The following is a 5,644-nucleotide window of genomic DNA, read 5'->3' on the forward strand; positions in this document are numbered from 1 at the left end:
GCGGAGCGTCCCTTGAGGCATTCCCACGCAGAGCGTGGGAATGATCACCGCGGTGGAGCGGGCGCTGGATCACCTTGACTCGCCGCAGATGAAACCTCGGGCCGAGGTTTAGCGTGAGGTAGCACAGATGATCGTCCCCACGCTCTGCGTGGAATGCCTCAAGGGACGCTCCGCGGTCCAGCCCCACCGCCGGCGGTGCGCCGGACCCCGGTTTGTAGCAGAGCGTCACGGGCTGCAATCCCACGCAGAGCGTGGGGACGATCATCTGTGCTACCTCACGCTAACCCTCGGCCCGAGGTTTCATCGGCGGCGTGTCAAGGTGATCCAGCGCCCGCTCCACCGCGGTGATCGTTCCCACGCTCTGCGTGGGAATGCAGCCCGTGACGCTCCGCGTCACAATGGTGCCAGGCGCAACCGTCGGCGGTGGGGCTGGAACGCGGAGCGTCCCTTGAGGCATTCCCACGCTGTGCGTGGTAATCCAGCACGTCACGCGCGGCGTCACAATTGTGCCAGGCGCAACCGTCGGGGGTGGGGCTTGAAAGCGGAGCGTCCCTTGAGGCATTCCCACGCAGAGCGTGGGAACGATCGGCGTCGGGCTTAGATCAACCCCGTCTCATCATCATCGATCAATTGGCTCAACCCGCCCAGCGCTTCACGGGCCTGGTTTCGGTCCATCAGCTTGGCCTGCGCGGCCGGCGGCAGATCGGTAACGCGGATCACGCCTTTTTGGGTCAGCACCTGAATCAAGTCGTCGAGTACCCGGATCATTTCCAGGTCGCTCTGCTTGAGCTGCTTTAGGCTGGTTTCAACCACTTCGTGGGCAAACCAGGCCTGGATTTCATGGTTGTCGGCCGGCAGCGTTTCCGTGGCCTCGGCGTAGGCCGTGGCTTCCACGCGCACTAACTGACCTTGCGCATCGCGTTGCACGTAAAACATTGAGCATCCCTCGGAAATGGACCAGCGTCGTGCTGTCAGCAGCATAGGCCAACGCAGGCGAGTATGCGGTGCGACGACGAAATCGTCACCCGTGAGGTGGACGCAAACATGACGGCCGCCCGGTTTGGACGGCCGTCAGCCTGCTGATCAGCTGTTGTTGTGATCGACCTTGATGGTCGGGTCACTGCCGGCGATCAACGAATTGATGCTGGCGCTGGACCAATTGTTACCTTCCAGTTTGATCGTCACGTCCGGGGTGGCCGCTGCGGCGTCGGCACCGTTGAACTTGCCGCCAGAGCTGACTTGCAGGGACGACACACCATCCACCGTGGTGATCTTCAGGAAGTTGTCGATGGTGCTGCCGGTTTCGCCCTGCAACAGATCACGCAGGTCGATGCGATCGCCTTCGCTGGCCTTGAAGTCCTTGATCACGTCGCTGCCGGTGTCGCCAGCCTTCCAGATGAAGGTGTCGGCACCCGAACCGCCAATCAGAATGTCGTTGCCTTGACCGCCGATCAACGAGTCATTGCCGCTGCCACCCAGCAGAATGTCATTGCCCTTGCCGGCGTCTAGGAGGTCGTTGCCACCCTGGCCGAAGAGAATGTCGTTGCCCGCGCCACCCAGCAGCGTGTCATTACCGTCATGGGCGCCAGACACGTCGAACGCGGTGTAGTGCTCGGTGATGTACTGGTGCACGTTGCTGGTGGTGACTTTGCTGACATCGACGCCGGTTTGCTGGGCCACGAACGCCTGCATGGCCTGATAACCCTCGCCGGCAATGCCATTGAAGCTCACCAGATCGCCGAACAGGAGGTCGTTGCCATCACCGCCGCTGACCGTGTCGGCACCCGGCATTGTCGCTTCGGTATGGCCGATGATCGAGTTGGCCAGGTCTTTGGGGTCGATGTTGGTTTGTGGCGTTTGATCGGTGTCGTACGGCTTGAGGTCGGTGAGGGTGACATCTTTGTTCAGGCCGATCGCTTCCACCGTCGACACGTTGCTCAGCAACGTGAAGCTGCTGGTGGAGTTGTCGATGGCAGTGGAGTCGGTGCTGTAGCCGGTGCCATCGCGATAGGACAGCTCGTACGTGCCGTTACCCTCGGCATGGAGGGTGCCCAGTTCGTCGCTGTGCCAGCGACCCGACGAGTTTTTGTACGTCTGCAGCGTGACGTTGCCGCCACTGTCGATGGTCAGGTAGTGAGTGTTGTCCAGGTAGCCGGAATAGGTCTGCCCCAACTTGTAATTGGTGGTGGTGACGACGTCATCGAGCTTCACGTTGCCATACAAGGTCGGGTTGGTCTGCTCGCCGCCCTGGTAGTAGGTCGGCTTGCCATCGGTAATGAAGTACGTGAGGTTCTTCGCGCCGGTGTTGGCCATCGCGTCGGCACTCTGGAACCAGTTGGCCGTGGTTTTGAACACGTCTTCGTAGTTGGTGCCGCCGCCGGACGACATCGAATCCAGAACGGATTTGAGCAAGGCCAGAGCGTTCGGGTCATTCAGGTTCACCGATACCGACTTGTTGACCTGGTTATCGAAGTCCGCCAGGAAGATGTTCACCGTCCCGGAGTTACCGCCCATGCTTTGCTTGAGGGTGTTGAACACCGCGGTCAGCGAAGCCTTGGCGGCGCTGATCGAAGAAGCGCTCATGCTGCCCGAGCTATCGACCATGAATGCGATGTTGTAGTTGGTGCCCGGCACCACGGTCAGCCCGCCGATGTCGGCGACCATGATGTCATTGCCGTCGGTACCGGTGATGGTGTCGTCGGCGGCAGTGGCGGTCACCGCGTTATAAACCGACGGATACACCGTGACCGGGATCTGCGCAGTGCTCGGTGCCGAACCGCCCTGGGCTTCGGTGGAGGTCGAGGTGACGGTCAGGGTGAACTGGCCGTTGTAGTACGGCGGCGGAGTAACGGTCAGCGTGCCGAGGTTCCAGCCGGTGACGTTGGCTTCGCCATTGGTGGTGGTGAAGGTATGGCCTGCACCATCGCTGAGCACCGAGCCTTCCGGCATACCGCTGATCTTCACGCTCAGGCTTTCGGAGCCGTCGGTGTCGGTCAGTGCGGTCTTGATTGCGGACAGATGAACGCTGGTACCTTCGGCGCCTTCGTTGAGTTTGTAGCCGTCGTAGTAGCCTTCGCCATTGGTGCCGTGCAGGTCGGACACTGTCACGCCTGACGCGGCCAGATCCGCCACGCCGGTGTACAGCGGCACGCCGGCACTGCTCAAGTCGACCGCTGCACCGCCGTTGACCGACAGGTTGACGTCATAGCTGCCCGGGCCGCTCTGGTTGTGGTGGTAGATGTCCAGGGTGTAGTAACCGCTGGTGGTCGGGGTGAACGAACCGTTCAGATTGCCGCCCGCACCCCACGTGGTAGCGGCCACGTTTTTACTGCCGATGGTCACCAACAGGCTGTCATCACCGGTACCGCTGAAGGTGTACGTCTTGCCGGCTTCGAGGTAAATCAGCCCAGAGGTTTTAGAGGCGGTGCCGGCGGTGACGCTGCCGTTAGACTGCACGTTGGTCACGGTGCTGCTGGAGTTCGGGGTGCCCGCGCCGTCGATGATCGATTTCAGCGTGCCGGAAGACGCGCCGCTGCCATCGGTGCCGAGGCCCGCCAGGCCGGTCCAGACTTCCTTGATCAGGCCGGTGGACTTGACGCTGTTGTCCGCGACGCTCAGGGATGGCGCGTCCGCAACCGGTGTGATGTCGATTTTCACTGTGCCGGTGTTGCCCAGCAGTTGACCGTCGGTTGGCTGGAACTTGATCTGCGCGTAGTCGGCCTGTTTGTTGCCCACACCGTTGCCACCGTAAGCATCGACGCCCGATTCGTTGGCATCTGGCGTGAAGCGCAATTTGCCGGCGTCGATGTCGGCCTTGCTGAAGGTCTGGTTGGTCGCCACGTCTTTCCAGGTCGCACCGTCCAGGTACTGCAACTTGCCTTCGCCCGGCAGCTGAGTGATTTTCACCCCCAGGTTGGCAGCCGGGCTGTCGACATCGCTGACGCCGAAGGTCGACCAGCCGAGAATCAGCGGGGTGTCTTCGGTGCCGGTGACGTTAACCGGTGCGGCGGTCGGCGCGTCGTTCACGGCCACCACGTTGACGGTGGTGGTTGCGGTGTTGGAGTAGTTGCTGCCATCGGTCACCGTCACGGTGATGATCCGTGGCACGGTGCTCGGATCTTCACTGCTGTTGGTGAAGCTGATGTTTTTGATCTGCTGCATGTAGTCGGCCAGCGTCGCGTTGCCCGACAGGGTCAGGGTGACCGTACCGTCCTGGCTGTTGGCGTTGATGCTGATGCCATTGACGCTGTTACCCAGGTTCAGCGCATCGCCCGGCTGACGGTTGGTCAGTACGATGGTCGCGCCGGTCAGCATCGTGCTGTCCGGGTCGGTGATTTTCAGGTCGGTGTCGCCGATCGATACGCCTTGGCCAGTGGTGCCTTCGGTGAAGGTCACGTTGTAGTTGGCCCCGGTGGCGCCGCTGGAGTTGTTGGCGTCCAGGTCGAGAACCGGCGCGGCATCATTGTCGAGGATCGAGGTGCTGACGCTGCCGTTGGAAGTGCTGACCGTGAGGTTTTCGAAGTTGCCGCCAGTGGCCGAGTCGATCTTGACCACGAAATTCTCGGTGCCTTCGGTGAGCTTGTCGTCCAGTGTCGCGACGTTGAAGTTCGCGCTGCTGGCACCCGCCGGGATTTTCACGGTGTACACGCCGGTGAAGTCCGAACCGTCGGCGGCGGTGCCGCTGTAGACGATTTTCAGGGTCACTTCGGTCTGTGCCGGGTGAGTCAGGCTGACGGTGTAGCTGGCGGTCTGGCCTTCGGTGATCGAGGTGCTGCCGATGATGCTGACTTCGGTTTTGTCGATCGTGTCGGTGACGGTCGTAACCGCAGCAGTATTGCTGGTGACCAGGTTTTCGAAGTTGCCGCCCGTGGCGGTGGAGATGGTCGCCTGGACAGTGCCGGCGTCTTTGTAGACGTCGTCCTTCGGCGCATCGACAGTCACGGTGCCAGTTGTTTTGCCGGCGTCGATGGTGATCACGGCGCCGTTGCTCAACGTCACGGTCACCGGAGTGCCGGCGGCGTTGGTCAGGGTCGCGGTGTAAGTGATCTGGCTACCTTCGGCCACCGAGTTGGTCGCGCTCAGGCTGAGGTTGGTGGTGTCGACGGTGTCGGTCACGGTGGTGCTGACCGGCGTTTTATCCGCCACCAGGTTCTCGTAGTTACCGCCGCTGACGCTGGTGATCGAGTTGGTCAGCGGGGCGTGACCGGCCAAGGCATCGTTCGGTGCAACGGTAGTCACGGTACCGGTGGTTTTACCGACTTCGATAGTGATCGTCTGACCGTTGGCCAAGGACACGGTGACCGGGCTGCCCGTCACCGGTGCACCGACAGTCGCGGTGTAAGTGACCGTGCCACCTTCAGTTGCCGAAGCGGTGGCGTTCAGGGTGACGGTCGAGGTGTCGATGGTGTCGGTGATGCTGGTTACTGCCGGGGCAGTGCTTGGCACCAGGTTCTCGAAGTTGCCACCGGTGGCGGTGGAGATGGTCGCCTGGACAGTGCCGGCGTCTTTGTAGACGTCGTCTTTTGGTGCATCGACGGTCACGGAGCCAGTGGTTTTGCCGGCATCGATGGTGATCACGGCGCCGTTCGACAGGGTCACGGTGACCGGTGTACCGGCTGCATTGGTCAGGGTTGCCGTGTAGGTG

The 5,644-nt window shown here is 61.7% G+C and carries 1 protein-coding gene and 1 pseudogene; both read right to left on the reverse strand.

Going from position 1 to position 5,644, the window contains the following annotated elements:
• Positions 1–597 precede the first annotated feature (597 nt).
• Positions 598–936, reverse strand: coding sequence for a tryptophan synthase subunit beta (locus MMG91_RS28620; RefSeq protein ID WP_305447698.1), 339 nt, complete (start codon positions 934–936; stop codon positions 598–600).
• A 147-nt stretch (positions 937–1,083) separates the two neighbouring features.
• Positions 1,084–5,644: pseudogene (locus MMG91_RS28625) on the reverse strand (LapA family giant adhesin); the annotation flags it as partial.

Source organism: Pseudomonas sp. JL3 (genome assembly GCF_031570575.1).
GTDB classification, from domain to species: Bacteria; Pseudomonadota; Gammaproteobacteria; order Pseudomonadales; family Pseudomonadaceae; genus Aquipseudomonas; species Aquipseudomonas cucumis.